Raw genomic sequence first — 17,438 nt, 5'->3', positions numbered from 1 at the left:
ATGCTTTACACGGTCCCTGTGGGAGCTGGCTTGCCGGCGATGGGCCGCAAAGCGGCCCCCAATTGCGAAAGGTGCAGGTCTCAAGGATCGTCAGTTCTGCTCAGCCACGCTCGACTTGCCCTGGCGGGTCTCGATCTCGCCAATCAACCGCTTGGCCAGCGCCGGGTAGTTCTCGTCGAAGTGGTGCCCCCCAGGCAGCTTCAGCCGTTCACCCACCGCTGTCTTGTCGGTGCAACCGCTCTCATCGGTCTCCTCCACGCCATACACGCACACCACCTTCGACGCCGGCAGCTTGGCCATTTCCGGCCCGGTCGGTGCTTCCTGGCCTTCCTTGCCCAGCCAGCCCTCGACTTCGATCTCGAAGCTGCCGCTGCGGGCAAAGGCCAGCAGCATCACGGCGTCGATACGCTGCTGGTCCTCGGCCGGCAGGCGATTGTAGATCGCCGGCAACACGTCGGCACCGAACGAATAGCCGGTCAGCACGAAGCGCTTGGTGCCCCACTTCTGCCGGTAGTGCTGCATCAGTTCGGACAGGTCGGCGGCGCTTTGCTCCGGCGTTTTGTGCTGCCAGTAGTAGCGCAAAGTGTCGATGCCCACCACCGGGTAGCCCAGCTTGGCCATTTCCCCGGCCACGTCGCGGTCCAGGTCGCGCCAGCCGCCATCACCGGAGAGGAACAGGGTCACCGTGTCGGTGGTCTGCCCGGCCGGCACCTCGACCACCGGGATGGCCAGGGCGTTGCCGTCATGTCCAACCAGGGCCTGGGTCAGTTGGGCCTTGAGTACTTGTGGCAGGTGGATGTCGTAGTCGCTGATGCTGGTTTCGGCATTGGCCTGGTCGCGCACGAAGGCGGCGCTGGCGTCATCCGGGTTGTCGTTCCAGGCAACGCTCCAGTGGCCATGGGCGGCCGTCTTCGGCAGCGGGGCCTGGCAGCCGGGTTGCTCCAGGCTGAAGTCCACGGAAATCGCCCGAGCCTGGTCATCGCGCTGGCTGGCCAGCCAGCGCCAGGCCTGGGCAGCGCCAGGGCCGATACCGGCTACCAGCGTTGGCTTTTCCGCCAATTTGCTCAGGGCCTGGTCCATGGCCTGTTGCTGCTTGCTGCAGTCGTTTGCTGGCAGGATCACCTGCACCAGCTGTGCTTCGCCAGCCTGGGCCAGGTCCAGCAGTTGCTTGTCGGTCAGCGCCTGATCCTGGGGCACAGCGATGGCTACTCGGGCCTTGGCGTGCACGCCAGGGGTCACACGGGTGATGCTGGTGCCATCGATGCTCAGTTGCTCCAGGCGCGCCTCGGGCGCCGGGCGCGTCCACAGCCAGAAAGCCAAGGCGCCGCCCAGGGCAGCCAGCAGCAGGGGAACCAGCAGGTACAGCCAATAGCGTCGGGTCATCAACGTTTCACCAATCCAGTCAGGCCGCCAGCGATCAGGGCGGCAGTGTCGGCCAATGCCACCAGCGGGTCGAGCCCGGCCGGCACGGCCATGTAGCGGGGTTCCCAGTCCGGTTGGAATTTGTCCTTGAAGCGTCGAAGCCCCTGGAAGTTGTACAGTTGCTCGCCACGCCGGAATACCATCGAACCCAGGCGCTGGGTCAAGGGCGCGCCACGCCGCGGCTGCAGGCCGGAAAGCGGCACCATGCCCAGGCTGAAGCGGGCGTAGTCATGGCTTTTGTAGTGCAGGATCAGGCCGATCATCATGAACTCCATGGTCAGCTTCGGGGCCTCGGGGTGCGCACGCATCAGGTCGAGGCTGGCCAGCTCGTTGCCATGGGTCTCCAGCAGGTTGGCGAAGGCCACCGGCCGGCCCTGGACGCGAATCAGGGCAATGCGGAAGTGCTGCAGGTACTCTGGGCTGAAACGCCCCAAGGAGAAGCCTTTCTCGCGCACGTTCTTGCCGCTGAGCCAGGCGTCGGAAATTTCTTTCAGCTCTGCCAGCGGGGCGTGGCCGGGCTCGTGGATTTCCAGGCTCAGGCCGTCGCGGCCGCCGCGGTTCCAGGTGTAGCGCAGGTCTTTCATCTCCTTGCCCTTGGCTTCGAGGTCGAAGCGGCGCAAGTCGACCCGGGCTTCTTCGCCCAGTTTCAACGCCGTCAGGCCGATGTCCATGTAGAACGGCAGGTTCTCGGCGCGCACCTGGTAGAACACCGGCCGGGCGTGGTGCAGGTCGCACAGGTCGCGGAACTGCCAGATCATCTCGGCGCGTTCCTGGGCGGGGCCGATCGGGTCGTACAGAGCCACCAGGCTGCGACCGCGACGGGCGTACATGAGGAAGGCGTTGTCCCGTGGGTGGAACAACAATGCCTTGTCGCCGGTCAAGGCCAGGCCGCCATCAGGCTGGTCGGAGGCCAGTAGAATACGGTTGGCGCGTTGCAGTTCCTCTTGGTCAGGCAGGTGGATCACCGGCGGCGCCGTGCGCAGCAGCCAGGTCAAGGCCACGGCCGCCAGCAGCAAGGCGCTGCCCATGGTGGCACGCAGGCCGCGAGGGGCGTCGGCGTCGAGGGTGAACTGCCACCACAGCTGGTGGCTGTAGGGCACATCCTGATAGGCGAACAGTAGCAGCCACACCGATGCACCGACCGCGCAGGCGCTGGCGACCAGGAACACAGGTGAGAACGGTAGCTCCAGCAGGCGACTGGGGCGGTAGAAGGAGCGGCGGAACGAGGCGAGCAGGGCGGCGGTGAAGGTCAGCAGGCAGGCTTCTTCCCAGTCAAAGCCCTTGAGCAGCGACAGCAGGGCGCCGACCAGCAACAGCACGGTGGTCAGCAGCCAGGCGGCGGACAGGCGCCGGCGCAGGCCCTGGGCCAGCAGCAAGCACAGCACGCCGATCAGGCTGGCGCCGAAGTGCGAGGCATCGATCAGGCGGTGGGGCACCAGGAAGCCCATGTGCTCCAGGCGCGTGTCGATTTCCGGCGTGGCGCCGGAGAACAGCAGCACCACGCCGGCCAGGAACACCATGATCGACAGGACCGGCGCGGCCAGGCCAGAAGCTGCCTTGATGGCTTGTTGCGCGAACAGCAGGCGCCGGGCTTCGTTGGCCAGCAGCAACACGCAGGCCAGCAGCAGCGGTAGCACCACGTAGATCAGCCGATAGAGCAGCAGGGCTGCCGCCAGAGGTGCCGCGCCAAGCTGGTCGGCAAAGGCTGCCAGCAGGATCGCTTCGAACACCCCGACGCCGCCCGGTACATGGCTGAGCACCCCTGCGGCCAAGGCCAGCAGGTATACCAGGACGAAGGCACCGAAAGGCGGTGCTGCGGGCAATAGCAGATACAGCACGGTGGCGGCAGCGGCGACATCCAGCGCGGTGATCAACAATTGCAGGGCGGCCAGGCGTGCGCCCGGCAGGCGCAGTGTGCGGCGGCCCAGTTGCACCAGCAGGTTATTGGCCAGTGGTTGTTCGGCCAGGCGCCTGCGGTACAAGCCGAACACCAGCACGGCGGACACTACCAGCACAGCGGTGGCGATAGCCGCCAGCAAGCCAGGTGCCAAGGCCAGCGCGGCCGAGGCCGCGGGCAGGTCGCTCAAGGTCGCCAAGGCGGCCAAGGGCGGTAGCGCGCAGCCCAGTGCCAGGCTGGCGAAAACGGTCATCCGCGCGACTTCGCCGGCGCCAAGCCCCAGGCGTGCATACAGCCGGTAGCGCACCGAGCCGCCCGAGAGCATTGACAGGCCGATGGCGTTACCGATGGCAAAGGCGCTGAAACCGCCCAGCATCAGGGCTCGGGCTGGTAGCTTGACACCGGCATAGCGGCTGGCTGACCACTCGTAACCCAGCAAGATCACGAAGCCGACCACTGTCGCCAGCAAGGCACTCAGCAAGGACTGCGCCGGTACGCTGAGCATGGCGTCGTGCAAGGCATAGATGTCCAGCTCGCTCAGCAGGTGGCGGCAGGCAATCAAGGCCAGGGTGAACAACACCAGCGTTACCACCAGGCCGATGGGTTGGCGGTAGCGGCTCACCCGTTCGAGCAAGGGCAGGCGTTGCACGGCACCGGGCAGTGCCGAGGCGAGCGGTACCTGAGGTTCGGGGGGATGTGAAGTCATGGATTGCCCCGGGCATGCAGCGCGAGGTGAAGGAAAGGAGCGGCCAAGTGAAAGTCCCTTAGGAAAACGTATCCCATGTTACTCCGGCCTCAGGCGCTTTCAGCTGCCTGGCAGGGTTAAAGATAGTTCATCCGGGGCACGGCATCTCAAGCCTGCGGGCTGGCAGGGGGAGCGGGGAATTCGAGATGACGAAAAGCAGGAAGGGCAAAAGCAACGAGCCCCGCGCTGCTGTTACACAGGCGGGGTTCGTTCTGACGAATATGGTTGCGGGAGCCGGATTTGAACCGACGACCTTCGGGTTATGAGCCCGACGAGCTACCAGGCTGCTCCATCCCGCGTCAGAGGTGCGCATTCTACAGCTTGGCGAATGCGTGTCAAGCGGCAAGCTTTGATTTGTCGATGTTTTTCGTGGTTCGTTTCTTTTGTGACAAAGAAAAAGGCCACTGTGTTAACAGTGGCCTTTTCTTGAATCTGGTTGCGGGAGCCGGATTTGAACCGACGACCTTCGGGTTATGAGCCCGACGAGCTACCAGGCTGCTCCATCCCGCGTCAGTGGTGCGAATTCTACAGTTTGTAGGCTGTGTGTCAAGCGCTAGCTTTTGATTCTTCGACACTTTTTACTGAATAGCTTTTTCAAGCACAAAGAAAAAGGCCACTGCGTTAACAGTGGCCTTTTCTCGAATCTGGTTGCGGGAGCCGGATTTGAACCGACGACCTTCGGGTTATGAGCCCGACGAGCTACCAGGCTGCTCCATCCCGCGCCTGTGAGATCGAATTCTACGGGTTTACTCGCCAGTGTCAAGCACTTTTCTAGGAAAACCCTTTTTTGTTCAAACCCTTAGCGTTCGTTAACGGTATGCGGGGCAGGCGCGGCGGGGCTTGCAGGCAGATTGTCGGGTAATGCAGGGGCGAGGTGTTTCGCTATAGGCGGCATGCGATACTATCTGTATGAATTTACAGTGCTGACGGTCATCCATGTCCCTGCGCAAGATCATCCACGTCGACTGCGATTGCTTCTACGCTTCGATCGAGATGCGTGACGACCCGCGCCTGGCCGGGCGGCCTATGGCGGTGGGGGGCTCGCCCGACCAGCGAGGGGTGATCGCCACCTGCAACTATGAAGCACGTGCCTACGGCGTGCGTTCGGCGATGTCGTCGCGGCATGCGCTGAAGTTGTGCCCCGATCTGTTGATCGTCAAGCCACGCTTCGAGGCCTACCGTGAGGCCTCGCGGGAAATCCACACGATCCTCCGTGACTACACCGAGCTGATCGAGCCCCTGTCGTTGGACGAGGCCTACCTGGATGTCAGCGACAGCCAGTGGTATTCAGGCAGTGCCACGCGCATTGCCGAGGATATCCGCCGGCGCGTTGCCCGCACCCTGCATATCACTGTTTCGGCGGGCGTGGCGCCGAACAAGTTCCTGGCCAAGATCGCCAGTGACTGGCGCAAGCCCAATGGGCTGTTCGTGATTACCCCGGGGGAAGTCGAAGCATTCGTCGCTGCCTTGCCGGTGGCCAGGTTGCACGGGGTAGGCAAGGTCACGGCAGACAAGCTGGCGCGGCTGGGTATCGAAACCTGCCTTGAGCTGCGCGAATGGTCGCGCCTGGCGCTGGTGCGCGAGTTTGGCAGTTTTGGCGAGCGTCTGTGGGGGCTGGCGCGAGGTATCGATGAGCGGGCGGTACACAATGATAGCCGCCGACAATCGGTCAGCGTGGAAAACACGTACGACACCGACCTGGCGGACCTGGCAAGTTGCCTGGCACGGCTGCCCGAGCTGCTGGACAGCCTGAACGAACGCATCGCCCGTATGGACAGCAGTTACCGGCCAGACAAACCGTTCGTCAAGGTCAAGTTCCATGACTTCAGCCAGACCACCCTGGAGCAGGCGGGGGCAGGGCGGGGCCTGGAAAGTTATCGGCAGTTGCTGGGGCAGGCGTTTGCCCGTGGCGGCAAGCCGGTGCGCTTGCTGGGGGTAGGGGTGAGGTTGCGCGACTTGCGCGGGGCGCATGAGCAGCTGGAGCTGTTCCCGCCTCAATAAATAGCCCGGGCCTGGCTACGCGGCCCGCTGTGGGAGCGGCCTTGTGTCGCGAAAGGGCTGCAGAGCAGCCCCGGCAATTGATGCATCACTGCTGAAATCCTGGGGCCGCTGCGCGGCCCTTTCGCGACACAAGGCCGCTCCCACAAGGGGGGGATGCGTGTTGCAGCTGTTATTGCACACCCGGATCAGCCACCAACCGGCCGGTGGCCTTGGTCAGCGACTGCAGAAACTCCTGTTGCAGTTCCGGATCGTTGCGGGTCAGCTCGATCAGGCTCTGCTCCATTTCACTGGCTTCCTCTTCCAGGCCCAGCTCGGACAGGCGCTTGACCCGGTGTACCCACTGGCCAACATCGTCATCTTCGAGGTCATCGAAGATCAGCTCATGGGCTTCGAGCAGCTTGTTGCGCAGGGTGGCGCTGACCAGCAGGCTGGCATCGCCACGTACTGCATTGTCCTCGTCGAGTACCTGCAAGTGCAGGGTGCCGACGTGATTGAGGTTCTGTTCGGAGAACGGGCTGTCGAGCAGGTTAAGGCGCAGCACGCCGTTCCTGTCGGTGGTCAGTTCGTGGGTCATCTTGCCGGCCTTGACCTCGACCAGGCGCTCGCTCCAAGGCATGCTGGTGGATTCTTCGCGCTTGCCTTTCTGCACTTCGCTGATCCCGGCCAGGTTCTGCTGGGCGCGGCCGTTGGACGGCACGTTCATAAACGGGTTGAGCCCGTCCACGCCATAGCTGAGCCAGTCGTGGGTGATGCTTTCCGGCAGGTTGCCCAGGGCGAAGACGTTGACCACGTTGGCGCCGACACCCGCCACCACGGCCACCGCACCCAGCGGGATCTCGTAGACCTCCCGCCAGGGCTGGTAAGGGGTATAGCGGTCGTAGCGGCGGGTGACTTCGAACTCGGTGACTTCGAAGCGTTTCTGCTCATGCACGCGCACACGTCGTTGCGGAAGCTCCATCACCTTCGGCTCGCCGACATCGATCTGCAGGGTGTGCTCGAGCAGTTTGCGCTCGATGCGCTCCTCATGGTCGCTGCGCTGGGACATCTGGTTGGCGCAGCCGCTGACGAGCAGGGCGCCGCACAGTGCGGCGCCCCCCAGGGTAAAGGTACTTCGCTTGAACATGATCACTCGTGCATTGGTTATCAGCGGCGAACGCGGGCCTGCAGGAAGGTCAGCACTTCAGCGAGCGGCAACGCCTGGGCGTCCTGCTCGGTGCGGTGCTTGTACTCCAGGTTGCCTTCGGCCAGGCCGCGATCGCTGACAACGATGCGGTGCGGGATGCCGATCAGCTCCATGTCGGCAAACTTGATGCCTGGGCTGGTTTTCTTGTCGCGGTCGTCCAGCAGCACTTCGTAGCCGGCGGCGGTCAGTTCGGCGTACAGCTTGTCGGTCGCCTCGCGGACTACCTCGGTTTCGTAGCGCAGCGGTACCAGGGCAATCTGGAACGGCGCCAGGGCGTCGTTCCAGATGATGCCCTTGTCGTCATAGCTCTGCTCGATGGCCGCGGCGACTACGCGGGATACGCCGATGCCGTAGCAGCCCATCGACAGTACGACTGGCTTGCCGTTCTCGCCCAGTACCTGGCACTTCAGCGCCTCGCTGTACTTGGTGCCGAGCTGGAAGATGTGGCCAACTTCGATGCCGCGCTTGATCACCAGGGTGCCCTGGCCGTCCGGGCTCGGGTCGCCTTCGACCACGTTGCGCAGGTCGGCGACCTGTGGAACCGGCAGGTCACGCTCCCAGTTCACGCCGAAGTAGTGCTTGTCGTCGATGTTGGCGCCGATGCCGAAGTCGCTCATCAGGGCAACCGAGCGGTCGATCACGCATTCCAGCGGCAGGTTCAGTGGGCCGAGCGAGCCGGCGCCGGCACCGATGGCCTCACGCAGTTCGGCGTCGGTGGCCATGACCAGCGGGTCGGCGACCTGTTCCAGCTTGGCTGCCTTGATTTCGTTCAGCTCGTGGTCGCCACGGACGATCAGGGCGACCAGTTTGCCTTCTTCGGCGCCGCGCACGATCAGGGTCTTGACGGTTTTTTCGATCGGCAGACCGAAGTTTTCCACCAACTGGGCGATGGTCTTGGCGTTCGGCGTATCGACCAGGCGCAGCTCCTCGGTAGGCGCAGGGCGCACGGTTTCGCGTGGGATGGCCTCGGCCTTCTCGATGTTGGCGGCGTAATCGGAGCTGTCGCTGAAGATCACGTCGTCCTCGCCGGATTCGGCCAGTACGTGGAACTCGTGCGAGTAGCTGCCACCGATCGAGCCGGTGTCAGCCTGCACGGGACGGAAGTCCAGGCCCAGGCGGGTGAACACGTTGCTGTACGCCTGGTGCATGCGGTCGTAGGTTTCCTGCAGGGAAGCCTGGTCGGCATGGAACGAGTAGGCGTCTTTCATGATGAACTCGCGGCCACGCATCAGGCCGAAGCGCGGGCGGATCTCATCACGGAACTTGGTCTGGATCTGGTACATGTTGAGCGGCAGCTGTTTATAGCTGGACAGCTCGTTACGGGCCAGGTCGGTGATGACTTCTTCGTGGGTAGGGCCGACGCAGAAGTCGCGCTGGTGGCGGTCCTTCAGGCGCAGCAGCTCGGGGCCATACTGCTCCCAGCGGCCGGATTCCTGCCACAGTTCGGCGGGCTGGATGCTGGGCATCAGCACTTCCAGGGCGCCGGCGGCGTTCATTTCCTCACGCACCACGGCCTCGACCTTGCGCATCACCCGCAGGCCCATCGGCAGCCAGGTGTACAGGCCGGAGGCCAGTTTGCGGATCATGCCGGCACGCAGCATGAGCTGATGGCTGATGACCACTGCGTCGGCAGGGGTTTCTTTTTGGGTGGCGAGCAAATATTGACTGGTGCGCATGGTGAGCCGTGTCGATTGCCTAAGACATTGAAATGACCCCGCATTGTACGGGGGCGAAGCGAAGGCGTACAGAATGCCCCAGGGCGGGGCGCTTGTCAGCCAAGAAAAAGCCCGGCGGGATCGCCGGGCTTTTTCAGGTGCGGGGCACTATAAGCCAGGCTTACAGGATGCTCAGCGGGTACTCGACGATCAGACGCAGTTCGTCGATCGAGCTCGAACCGTAGTACACACCGTCGCTGGAACGGTAAGTGGCCTGACGGACGCGGAAGCTCAGGTCCTTGGCCGGGCCTTCTTGCAGCACATACTTCACGTCGATGTCGCGTTCCCATTCCTTGCCGTTGCTGGTGGTCTCGGTGGTCGCGCCGGAACCGCGGACGTAGCGGGTCATGAAGGTCAGGCCTGGTACGCCGTATTCGGCGAAGTTCAGGTCGTAGCGAGCTTGCCAGGACTTCTCGTCTTCGGCGTTGAAGTCGGAACGGGCAACCGAGTTGGCCAGGAATACCGTGCCACCGCCATCGACGCCGTAGGCGTAGTCGCCGTCGCCGCTGACCTTCTGGTAGGCCAGGGTGAAGGTGTGGGCGCCAATGTTGTAGGCGGCCGAGAGGCTGGCTGCGATGTTGTCGAGGTCGTTGCTGCCGTCGGACTTGCTGACGGATGCGCCGGTCAGGTTGTCGCCGATGGACTTGGTGTCATAGATGTTGAAGTCGAACACCAGGCCTTGCTTGTCGCTGATCGGCAGCGCCCAGTTGATGTTGCCATACCACTTGCGGAAGTGGTCTTCGACGCGCGAGTAGTAGACGCTGGTGCTGAGGTTGTCGTTGATGGCGTAGGTGCCACCGAAGACGTTGGCCTCGGTCAGGCTCAGGCTGTCGTGGTAGGTCTGAGCCTGTGCGTTCAGGGCGGTGAAGTGACCGGCGTGCAGGGTCAGGCCGTCGATTTCGTCGCTGGTGATCAGGCCGCCTTCGGCCACTTCCGGCAGCAGTCGGCTGTCGTCGGTAGCGAATACTGGCAGGGCGGTGAACTGGTCGCCCCACTTGAGCACGGTGTTGGAAATGCGCATTTTCACCGCGCCGCCAGCTTCGGAGTAGTCGTCCTGCGAACGGCCGTCGGAGCCAGCTGGGAACAGACCGGTGCCTGCGCGACCCTTGCCGCTGTCCAGTTTGATGCCGAGCATGCCGATGGCGTCGACGCCGAAGCCGACGGTGCCCTGGGTGAAGCCCGACTCGAAGGTGCCGAGGAAGCCGAGGCCGGTTTCTTCTACGCGGCTCTTGTCGTCTTCGTTGTTACGGAAGTCACGGCTGAAGTACAGCATGCGGGTCTTGACGTTCAGCTTGCTGTCTTCGATGAAACCTTTGGACTCGTCCTGCGCCGAGGCCATTGCCAACTGCGAGGTCCCTGCCGTAACGGCCAAGGCGATCATGCTCCACTTCATCACGCGCATCGTGATTTGCTCCTTTGGTTTTTAGGAAGAGTACCGCTGCGTCCAAGTTTTCTAGTTATATGGGGCAGCTCTTTCTTGTTATGTCGGCGAAAATGTATAACACGCTGACTGTTGTTGGCGATATGGCTATAAACACTCTTTTCGGAACTTTTTTGCCATGTCGCTTTTAGGTATTTCCATGTCGCAAATCACGTCCCAATTCAAGGGTCGTGCAACACCAGCGCTGTTCCCTTCAGCGTAACGAATCTGTAACTACAGGTTCCTGCTGGGGAAACTCCCTGGTAACCAATGCCGCTGTTGTTATTTGTCGCGTACACCTGCCATTGCAGATGTCGTGCCGACTTGGCGTGAAGGGAATGCAACAAGCGTGCTCAAAATTCGCAACAGTTCATGAAATTTTCACAAATGCCGCTACCGAAGGTCGGAAAGTGCCGTAAACACGGGGCGAAAGCTGTCTGATGGTGTACCGGAGTCGAGAATCATTAAAATTTAAAAAGCTGCCATGAAAGTCAATGTGTTACCGCAACTTGTTCATCCAGAGTCATTTGTGGGGTGGCAAGTGTGGTGTGGGGTGTGCAGATGGCCTCATTTTGGTGCGAAAAGTAGCGCTGTGTTACCGGGATCGTGCAAGGTATCCTTGCAGGCCTGTTTTCCGCTTGAAGCGGGTTCGCTCTGCCAGAAGGAGATTTGCCGTGTTCGTCCTCGATTCGCGTTTGCAGCAGGATTGCCTGGTGTTGGGGGAGTTTGCGCTGTGCCAGTTGCTGCTGAGCAAGGATGCCAACTACCCATGGTTCATCCTGGTGCCCAAGCGCCCCGGTATCAGCGAACTGTTCGAGCTCGATGCGGCGCAGCAGCAGCAGTTGTGGCAAGAAACCAGCGCCCTGGCCGAGGCGCTCAAGGCCAGCTACAACGCTGACAAGATGAACGTGGCTACCCTGGGCAATGTGGTCAGCCAACTGCACATGCATGTGATCGTGCGCCAGCGGGACGACGTTGCCTGGCCGGCACCGGTGTGGGGCAAGTGCCCGGCAGTGGCCTACACCGACGACCAGGTGCAAGCCATTCGCCAGCGCCTGCGCGGGCTGCAACTCGCTGGCTACCAGGAGGCCTGAGATGTCGCTTGAATTGCGTGTGGTCGAACTGGAAACCCGTCAGGCATTCCAGGATGACACCATCCAGGCGCTGAATGACGTGGTGGTGGAGCAGGGGCGGGTGATCGAGCGGCTGCAATTGCAGATGGCCGAGTTGATCAAGCGTTATGAAGAGATGGTCGGCCAGTTCGGCAGCGAAGGGGAAGAGGCGCCGCCGCCTCATTATTGATTCCTCAGGCCAGCGCACAGGCCTCATCGTATATATGCGAGGCCCTGTGGGAGCGGGCGAGCCTGCCCCCACAGGGATGGTCGGTTTCCAGCAAGCGTCAGCGGCGGGTCACCGCAACCACATCCTCGGCCTGCAGGCCTTTGTCGCGGTGCATTACCGAAAACTCCACGCGCTGGCCTTCGACCAGGATGCGGTGGCCTTCACCGCGAATGGCACGAAAGTGCACGAAGATATCGTCACCCGAATCGCGGGAAATGAAGCCAAAGCCTTTGGACGTGTTGAACCACTTGACGGTACCGGTATCACGGTTGCTGGCATCTTGTGCCGTGTGTTGGCTGGTGCGTGCCTTGCGCGGGCTGCGGGCAAGGCCCACGGCCAGGTGCAGGGCCACGGCCAGCGCCGCGCAGACCAGTGCGGCGAGGTTGCCCATTTCCGGGCGGGCCAGCAGCGTCAGGGTCTGCAGTACCACCGCCACTACTAGCAGGGCGCAGGCCAGGTGTTGCAGCTGCTGCCGCGCACCGCGGTAGTACAATGGCACGACCGGTGCCAGAACCAGGTTGAGCAGGCCGAGCAAGGCCAGGTAGACCGCGTCGGGTTGTTGCAGGAAGGGTGTCGCATCGGTTTTCAGGCTGGGTATGAGCGATAGCAGCAAAGCTGCCACGCCCGTCACCAGGTGGACGATCTTGAACATGGGGTTGGCTCACAGTTATAAGGCCGATCACAGGAAGAGCTGGCAGCACGGTGCGCATGAGGTGTAGAGCGCGAACACATGGCGGCCAGCCTATGCACCCGGCAATGACAGTCCGCACGGGTGGCACAGTGCCTATTTAACAGCAAAGCTGCAGGCTACTCAAACCGCAGGCCAAGGTGGGCGATGTGTTGCGCCAAGTCATGGGCGGTGTGCGCCAAGTGTTGCTACAGTGGTCGGCACCTGCTTGAGTCTCAAGCCACGTGGAAAGGGGAACTTCATGGCAATCGATATCGGTATCACTGAAGAAGATCGCAAGTCCATCGTCGATGGGCTGTCCCGCCTGTTGTCGGATACCTACGTGCTGTATCTGAAAACCCATAACTTTCACTGGAACGTCACCGGCCCGTCGTTCCGCACCCTGCACCTGATGTTCGAAGAGCAGTACAACGAACTGGCACTGGCGGTCGACTCCATCGCCGAGCGCATCCGTGCCCTGGGCTTCCCGGCACCGGGGTCGTATGCATTCTATGCCCGGCACTCCTCGATCAAGGAGGAGGAAGGCGTCCCCCCTGCGGAGGAGATGATCCGCCAGCTGGTCCAGGGCCAGGAAGCCGTGGTGCGCACTGCGCGCAGCATCTTCCCGGTAGTGGACAAGGTCAGTGACGAGCCGACCGCCGACCTGCTGACCCAGCGCATGCAGGTTCACGAGAAGACCGCCTGGATGTTGCGGGTGTTGCTCGACGGTAAATAACGACCCAAAGCTGTGACATAACCCTGTGGGAGCGGGCGTGCCCGCGAACACCGGCATAGCCGGTGCCATCCACTGCGTCGCCTGCTTCGCGGGCACGCTCGCTCCCACAATGGTCCGGTACAGCCTTTTGTGTTTGTGCAGGAAGATTTTGCCGCTGCTTTAAGCTCGCCCATCAGCGCTTCATAGGTCACCTGGTACCTGTGACGAGGAAGTGTGGCGCATGATGCAAGCGAGCAAACGTGTGGCTGGCCAGGGGAGCTGGCCAGGAAAACAGTGCATCGATCCGTTCAAGGCGGATTTCGACATGTTGCAGATCCAACCGGTGTCTCGCTCGGTGCGGCTCAACGGGTTTTCCACCTGTCTGCGCCTGGAGGCCGTGTACTGGGGCATCCTCGAACGCATCGCCGCGGCCAACCGCTGTTCGGTCAGCGCGGTATTGTCCTACGTGGACCGCGAAGTGCACCTGCGCCAGGGTGGGGTAAGAAACTTCAGCGGGCTGATCCGGGTAATCTGTGTCGCCTGGCTGCAAAACCCGCCAAGTGTGCGCTGATCGCCTGGCGGGCTGCGCAGTGCTTGCTAACCATATATAATCCCGCTTTTTGCTGCCCCGGGCAGCCAGCGTTGTGGTTGACGAGAGACACCCATGCCCCTTTATGACTATCAATGTGCATCCTGCGAGCACCGCATGGAAGTGCTGCAGAAGATCAGCGCCGCGCCGCTGACAGATTGCCCGGCCTGCCAGGCGCCGGCACTGAAGAAGCTGCTGTCGGTGCCAGGCTTTCGCCTGAGCGGTAACGGTTGGTACGAAACCGACTTCAAGACCGGGGCAAAAAAGAATCTGGCAGGCGGCGACAAGGCCGACTGAGTTGAATGCTGTGACCGGGTCTTGCAGTATTAGCCCTCCGGGCGGCCAAGGCCTCCACCGAATACACGAATCACGAGAAGCGAAACCACCATCATGATGCGCAGCCATTATTGCGGCCAACTGAACGAGAGCCTGGACGGCCAGGAAGTCACCCTTTGCGGCTGGGTCCATCGTCGCCGCGACCACGGCGGGGTGATCTTCCTCGACATCCGTGACCGCGAAGGCATGGCCCAGGTCGTGTTCGACCCGGATCGCGCCGAAACCTTCGCCGCTGCCGACCGCGTGCGCAGCGAATACGTGGTGCAGATCACCGGCAAGGTGCGCAAGCGCCCTGAAGGTGCGGTGAATGCCAACATGGCTTCCGGTGCCATCGAGATCCTCGGCTACCAGCTGACCGTGCTCAACGAAGCGGAAACCCCGCCGTTCCCGCTGAACGAATACTCTGACGTGGGCGAGGAAACCCGCCTGCGTTACCGTTTCATCGACCTGCGTCGCCCGGAAATGGCCGACAAGCTGCGCCTGCGTTCACGTATCACCAGCAGCATTCGTCGCTTCCTCGACGAAAACGGCTTCCTCGACGTCGAGACGCCAATCCTGACCCGTGCCACCCCGGAAGGCGCGCGTGACTACCTGGTGCCAAGCCGTACCCACGCTGGTAGCTTCTTCGCCCTGCCGCAGTCGCCGCAGCTGTTCAAGCAGCTGCTGATGGTCGCCGGCTTCGACCGCTACTACCAGATCGCCAAGTGCTTCCGTGACGAAGACCTGCGTGCCGACCGCCAGCCGGAGTTCACCCAGATCGACATCGAGACCAGCTTCCTCGATGAAAGCGAGATCATGGGCCTGACCGAAAGCATGATCCGCAAGCTGTTCAAGGAAGTGCTGGACCTGGAATTCGGCGAATTCCCGCACATGACCTTCGAAGAGGCCATGCGCCGCTACGGTTCCGACAAGCCAGACCTGCGTATCCCGCTGGAGCTGGTCGACGTTGCCGACCAGCTGAAGGATGTCGACTTCAAGGTCTTCGCCGGCCCCGCCAACGATCCGAAGTGCCGTGTCACCGCCCTGCGCCTGCCAGGCGGCGCCAGCATGCCGCGCAGCAAGATCGACGAGTACACCAAGTTCGTCGGCATCTACGGTGCCAAGGGCCTGGCCTACATCAAGGTCAACGAGCGTGCCAAGGGCGTCGAAGGCCTGCAGTCGCCGATCGTCAAGAACATCCCCGAGGCCAACCTCAACACCATTCTCGACCGCGTTGGTGCCGTTGACGGCGACATCGTGTTCTTCGGTGCCGACAAGTTCAAGGTGGTCAGCGAAGCCCTGGGCGCGCTGCGTATCCGCCTGGGCCACGACTTCGAGCTGCTGACCTGCGAATGGGCGCCGATGTGGGTGGTCGACTTCCCGATGTTCGAAGAGAACGAAGACGGCAGTTTCACTGCACTGCACCACCCGTTCACCGCGCCGAAGTGCACCCCGGAAGAGCTCGAGGCCAACCCGGCCGTGGCCCTGTCCCGTGCCTACGACATGGTCCTGAACGGTACCGAGCTGGGTGGCGGTTCGATCCGTATCCACCGCAAAGAGATGCAACAGGCCGTGTTCCGCCTGCTGGGCATCGAGGCAGAAGAACAGGAAGAGAAATTCGGCTTCCTGCTCGACGCCCTGAAGTTCGGTGCACCGCCTCACGGTGGCCTGGCCTTCGGCCTGGACCGTCTGGTCATGCTGATGACCGGCGCCCAGTCGATCCGTGAAGTGATCGCTTTCCCGAAAACCCAGAGCGCCGCGTGCGTCATGACCCAGGCCCCAGGCATGGTCGACGCCAAGGCCCTGCGCGAGCTGCACATTCGACTGCGCGAACAGACCAAGGTCGAGTAAGCGGTCCCCGGGCGCATCCACATGGATGCGCCTTTGCGTTTCGGCGCAGGATTTTTCCGTCCCGCCCCGTACAGGGGCGGGGCTGTTTGTGATTCAAGGAAATCGGAGTCGTTATGGCTGGTCATTCCAAGTGGGCGAACATCAAGCACCGCAAAGAGCGCCAGGATGCCAAGAGAGGCAAGATCTTCACCAAGTGGATCCGCGAACTGACGGTCGCCGCCAAGCAGGGTGGTGCTGACCCGGCATCCAACCCGCGCCTGCGCCTGGCGCTGGACAAGGCGCTGGGCGCCAACATGAGCCGCGATATCATCGATCGCGCCGTGGCCCGTGGTGCTGGTACCAACGAAAGCGACAACGTCGAAGAACTCAGCTACGAAGGTTACGGCCCGGGTGGCGTGGCGATCATGGTCGAAGCCATGACCGACAACCGCAACCGTACCGCCGCCGCCGTGCGCCATGCCTTCACCAAGTGTGGCGGCAACCTGGGCACCGACGGTTCGGTGGCTTACCTGTTCGAACGCAAGGGGCAGCTCAGCTTTGCCCCGGGCGTGGAAGAAGACGCGTTGATGGAAGCGGCGATGGAGGCCGATGCCGACGACGTGGTGGCCAACGACGACGGTTCGTTCGATGTGTTCACCTCGTTCAACAGCTTCTACGCCGTGCGCAATGCCTTGGAAGAGGCCGGCTTCAAGGCCGCTGACGCGGAAATCGTCATGCAGCCGACCACCAGCGCCGAGCTCGACCAGGAGGGTGCCGAAAAGGTGCTCAAGCTGATCGACATGCTCGAAGACCTGGATGACGTGCAGAACGTCTACTCCAATGCCCAGATTTCCGATGAGATCATGGAGAACCTGGGCTAAGGTGTTCTGAAGTTTCGGAGCAAGTAGCTTTTTTGGGGCTGCTGTGCAGCCCATCGCCGGCGAGCCAGCTCCCACAGGTACAGTGCAGCCCTCAAGCCTTGCACTGTACCTGTGGGAGCTGGCTCGCCGGCGATGGGCCGCGCAGCGGCCCCAATGGTGTTAAAAAATGAGCTTTGTACGACAGGCACTATGACTCTGATTCTTGGTATCGACCCCGGTTCGCGCATCACCGGCTATGGCGTGGTACGCCAGACCGCCCGTGGTTGCGAGTACGTGGCGTCGGGCTGTATCCGCACCGGCAGTGGCGAGCTGCACGAGCGGCTGCAGATCGTTTTTCGTGGCGTGGGTGAAATCATCGCCCAGCACGGCCCGGTGACCATGGGCATCGAACGGGTGTTCATGGCCCGCAACGCCGACTCGGCGCTCAAGCTCGGCCAGGCCCGTGGCGCGGCCATCGTCGCCGCAGCCGAAGCCGGCCTGGAAATCGCCGAATACAGCGCCACCCAGGTCAAGCAGGCCGTGGCCGGCACCGGTGGGGCCAACAAGGAGCAGGTGATGATGATGGTCATGCACTTGCTGAAACTGACGCAAAAGCCGCAGATCGACGCCTCCGACGCCCTGGCCATCGCCTTGTGCCATGCCCATACCCGCTCCAGCCTGGTGCCGCATGGCCTGGCCACGGCGCGGCGACGCGGCGGGCGCTTGCGTCTGTAGGCG

The 17,438-nt window shown here is 62.4% G+C and carries 15 protein-coding genes and 3 tRNA genes; 9 read left to right on the top strand and 9 right to left on the bottom strand.

What is annotated here, in order from left to right:
* Window positions 1-90: 90 nt before the first annotated feature.
* The 5 genes from TZ03_RS18970 to TZ03_RS18950 all read right to left on the bottom strand — a co-directional run bounded on the left by TZ03_RS18970 (window position 91) and on the right by TZ03_RS18950 (window position 4,786).
* Window positions 91-1,383, bottom strand: coding sequence for a virulence factor family protein (locus tag TZ03_RS18970; RefSeq protein WP_051099724.1), 1,293 nt, complete (start codon window positions 1,381-1,383; stop codon window positions 91-93).
* A complete protein-coding gene (gene mprF / locus TZ03_RS18965) occupies window positions 1,383-4,025 on the bottom strand; it encodes a bifunctional lysylphosphatidylglycerol flippase/synthetase MprF (RefSeq protein ID WP_051099723.1) in 2,643 nt (880 codons plus the stop codon). The genes TZ03_RS18970 and mprF overlap by 1 nt, the downstream gene beginning before the upstream one ends.
* A 261-nt stretch (window positions 4,026-4,286) precedes the next feature.
* Window positions 4,287-4,363, bottom strand: a tRNA-Met gene (locus TZ03_RS18960).
* Window positions 4,364-4,497: 134 nt separating this feature from the next.
* Window positions 4,498-4,574: transfer RNA gene (locus tag TZ03_RS18955), tRNA-Met, on the bottom strand.
* Between the two features lie 135 nt (window positions 4,575-4,709).
* A tRNA-Met gene (locus tag TZ03_RS18950) sits at window positions 4,710-4,786 on the bottom strand.
* Window positions 4,787-5,006: 220 nt separating this feature from the next.
* On the opposite strand from TZ03_RS18950, the gene dinB reads away from it, so the two are divergent.
* Window positions 5,007-6,065: a DNA polymerase IV gene (gene dinB, locus TZ03_RS18945; protein ID WP_177328487.1), complete on the top strand. Its 1,059-nt coding sequence runs from the start codon at window positions 5,007-5,009 to the stop codon at window positions 6,063-6,065.
* Between the two features lie 169 nt (window positions 6,066-6,234).
* On the opposite strand, the gene TZ03_RS18940 is transcribed toward dinB, so the two are convergent.
* From TZ03_RS18940 to TZ03_RS18930, 3 genes are all read right to left on the bottom strand, one after another.
* Window positions 6,235-7,188 carry a lipoprotein gene (locus TZ03_RS18940; RefSeq protein WP_051099721.1) on the bottom strand — a complete coding sequence of 318 codons (954 nt, stop codon included), beginning with the start codon at window positions 7,186-7,188 and terminating at the stop codon, window positions 6,235-6,237.
* A gap of 20 nt (window positions 7,189-7,208) precedes the next feature.
* Window positions 7,209-8,924, bottom strand: coding sequence for a proline--tRNA ligase (locus tag TZ03_RS18935; RefSeq protein ID WP_051099720.1), 1,716 nt, complete (start codon window positions 8,922-8,924; stop codon window positions 7,209-7,211).
* 160 nt (window positions 8,925-9,084) lie between these two features.
* Window positions 9,085-10,365 carry an OprD family porin gene (locus TZ03_RS18930; RefSeq protein WP_051099719.1) on the bottom strand — a complete coding sequence of 427 codons (1,281 nt, stop codon included), beginning with the start codon at window positions 10,363-10,365 and terminating at the stop codon, window positions 9,085-9,087.
* A gap of 692 nt (window positions 10,366-11,057) precedes the next feature.
* Here TZ03_RS18930 and TZ03_RS18925 point away from each other — a divergent pair.
* Window positions 11,058-11,477 (top strand): HIT family protein, encoded by a 420-nt coding sequence (locus tag TZ03_RS18925; RefSeq protein ID WP_051099718.1) that lies wholly within the window; start codon window positions 11,058-11,060, stop codon window positions 11,475-11,477.
* A 1-nt stretch (window position 11,478) separates the two neighbouring features.
* Entirely contained in the window at window positions 11,479-11,685 is a 207-nt protein-coding gene (locus TZ03_RS18920; protein WP_051099717.1) for a SlyX family protein, read from the top strand.
* Between the two features lie 97 nt (window positions 11,686-11,782).
* On the opposite strand, the gene TZ03_RS31815 is transcribed toward TZ03_RS18920, so the two are convergent.
* Complete coding sequence (locus TZ03_RS31815) at window positions 11,783-12,376, bottom strand: cold-shock protein (RefSeq protein ID WP_051099716.1); 594 nt, start codon at window positions 12,374-12,376, stop codon at window positions 11,783-11,785.
* 277 nt (window positions 12,377-12,653) lie between these two features.
* Here TZ03_RS31815 and TZ03_RS18910 point away from each other — a divergent pair, with 277 nt between their 5' ends.
* From TZ03_RS18910 to ruvC, 6 genes are all read left to right on the top strand, one after another.
* On the top strand, window positions 12,654-13,127 hold the full coding sequence (locus TZ03_RS18910; RefSeq protein WP_051099715.1) for a Dps family protein: 474 nt from the start codon (window positions 12,654-12,656) through the stop codon (window positions 13,125-13,127).
* A gap of 220 nt (window positions 13,128-13,347) precedes the next feature.
* Window positions 13,348-13,677, top strand: coding sequence for a ribbon-helix-helix domain-containing protein (locus TZ03_RS18905; protein WP_051099714.1), 330 nt, complete (start codon window positions 13,348-13,350; stop codon window positions 13,675-13,677).
* A gap of 93 nt (window positions 13,678-13,770) precedes the next feature.
* A complete protein-coding gene (locus TZ03_RS18900) occupies window positions 13,771-13,992 on the top strand; it encodes an FmdB family zinc ribbon protein (RefSeq protein ID WP_003254776.1) in 222 nt (73 codons plus the stop codon).
* Window positions 13,993-14,085: 93 nt separating this feature from the next.
* On the top strand, window positions 14,086-15,861 hold the full coding sequence (gene aspS, locus TZ03_RS18895; protein ID WP_051099713.1) for an aspartate--tRNA ligase: 1,776 nt from the start codon (window positions 14,086-14,088) through the stop codon (window positions 15,859-15,861).
* A 113-nt stretch (window positions 15,862-15,974) separates the two neighbouring features.
* Window positions 15,975-16,721 carry a YebC/PmpR family DNA-binding transcriptional regulator gene (locus TZ03_RS18890; protein WP_051099712.1) on the top strand — a complete coding sequence of 249 codons (747 nt, stop codon included), beginning with the start codon at window positions 15,975-15,977 and terminating at the stop codon, window positions 16,719-16,721.
* Between the two features lie 189 nt (window positions 16,722-16,910).
* Window positions 16,911-17,435: a crossover junction endodeoxyribonuclease RuvC gene (ruvC, locus tag TZ03_RS18885; protein WP_004375291.1), complete on the top strand. Its 525-nt coding sequence runs from the start codon at window positions 16,911-16,913 to the stop codon at window positions 17,433-17,435.
* Window positions 17,436-17,438 lie beyond the last annotated feature (3 nt).

Source organism: Pseudomonas sp. 10-1B (assembly GCF_000935045.1).
Lineage (GTDB): Bacteria > Pseudomonadota > Gammaproteobacteria > Pseudomonadales > Pseudomonadaceae > Aquipseudomonas.
This window is presented reverse-complemented; position numbering and strand designations above follow the sequence as displayed.

Excerpts from the sequence above, each read along its gene's own strand:
- TZ03_RS18970 (WP_051099724.1), bottom strand. The coding sequence starts at position 1,383 with ATGACCCGACGCTATTGGCTGTACCTGCTGGTTCCCCTGCTGCTGGCT.
- mprF (WP_051099723.1), bottom strand. The coding sequence starts at position 4,025 with ATGACTTCACATCCCCCCGAACCTCAGGTACCGCTCGCCTCGGCACTG.
- TZ03_RS18940 (WP_051099721.1), bottom strand. The coding sequence starts at position 7,188 with ATGTTCAAGCGAAGTACCTTTACCCTGGGGGGCGCCGCACTGTGCGGC.
- TZ03_RS18935 (WP_051099720.1), bottom strand. The coding sequence starts at position 8,924 with ATGCGCACCAGTCAATATTTGCTCGCCACCCAAAAAGAAACCCCTGCC.
- TZ03_RS18930 (WP_051099719.1), bottom strand. The coding sequence starts at position 10,365 with ATGCGCGTGATGAAGTGGAGCATGATCGCCTTGGCCGTTACGGCAGGG.
- TZ03_RS18920 (WP_051099717.1), top strand. The coding sequence starts at position 11,479 with ATGTCGCTTGAATTGCGTGTGGTCGAACTGGAAACCCGTCAGGCATTC.
- TZ03_RS31815 (WP_051099716.1), bottom strand. The coding sequence starts at position 12,376 with ATGTTCAAGATCGTCCACCTGGTGACGGGCGTGGCAGCTTTGCTGCTA.
- TZ03_RS18910 (WP_051099715.1), top strand. The coding sequence starts at position 12,654 with ATGGCAATCGATATCGGTATCACTGAAGAAGATCGCAAGTCCATCGTC.
- TZ03_RS18905 (WP_051099714.1), top strand. The coding sequence starts at position 13,348 with ATGATGCAAGCGAGCAAACGTGTGGCTGGCCAGGGGAGCTGGCCAGGA.
- TZ03_RS18900 (WP_003254776.1), top strand. The coding sequence starts at position 13,771 with ATGCCCCTTTATGACTATCAATGTGCATCCTGCGAGCACCGCATGGAA.
- aspS (WP_051099713.1), top strand. The coding sequence starts at position 14,086 with ATGATGCGCAGCCATTATTGCGGCCAACTGAACGAGAGCCTGGACGGC.
- TZ03_RS18890 (WP_051099712.1), top strand. The coding sequence starts at position 15,975 with ATGGCTGGTCATTCCAAGTGGGCGAACATCAAGCACCGCAAAGAGCGC.
- ruvC (WP_004375291.1), top strand. The coding sequence starts at position 16,911 with ATGACTCTGATTCTTGGTATCGACCCCGGTTCGCGCATCACCGGCTAT.